Genomic DNA, 500 nt, shown 5'->3' with positions numbered 1-500 from the left:
GGCGGTGATCGAGGCGGCCCGCTCCCTGGCCGGCATCGTGGATGCCAATTCCACCGAATTCGGCGAGACCAAGGAGCCGGTGGTCGGCCTGCTGACCGAGTGGATGCGCGGCAACGAGCTGGAGCGGCGCGCGAAGGAAAGCGACCTCGGCGGCACCATGCGGCTCGGCGCCTACAACGCCACGCTCAAGGCCGGCACCAAGATCGCCGAGATGTATGGCGAGACCGAAATCTCCGAGCGCCACCGGCACCGCTTCGAGGTCAACATGGCCTATCGCGAATGCCTGGAAGCCAAGGGCCTTCGCTTCTCCGGCACCTCGCCGGACGGCCTGCTTCCGGAGACGGTCGAGCACGAGGGCCATCCGTGGTTCATCGGCGTGCAATTCCACCCGGAATTGAAGTCGCGTCCCTTCGAGCCGCACCCGCTGTTCAAGGGCTTCATCGCGGCGGCGATCGAGCAGAGCCGGCTGGTCTGAGCCGAGATCCGCTTGATCAAAGCGG

Annotated in this window: 1 protein-coding gene; it reads left to right on the top strand. The window is 66.4% G+C overall.

Annotated elements, in window-relative coordinates:
• The coding region (locus tag MZTS_RS24365) for a glutamine amidotransferase-related protein (RefSeq protein ID WP_192285886.1) at window positions 1–475 on the top strand (475 nt) is incomplete at its 5' end.
• Window positions 476–500: the final 25 nt, after the last annotated feature.

The sequence above is a fragment of the Methylorubrum zatmanii genome, from assembly GCF_014845115.1.
Lineage (GTDB): Bacteria > Pseudomonadota > Alphaproteobacteria > Rhizobiales > Beijerinckiaceae > Methylobacterium > Methylobacterium zatmanii.
This window is presented reverse-complemented; position numbering and strand designations above follow the sequence as displayed.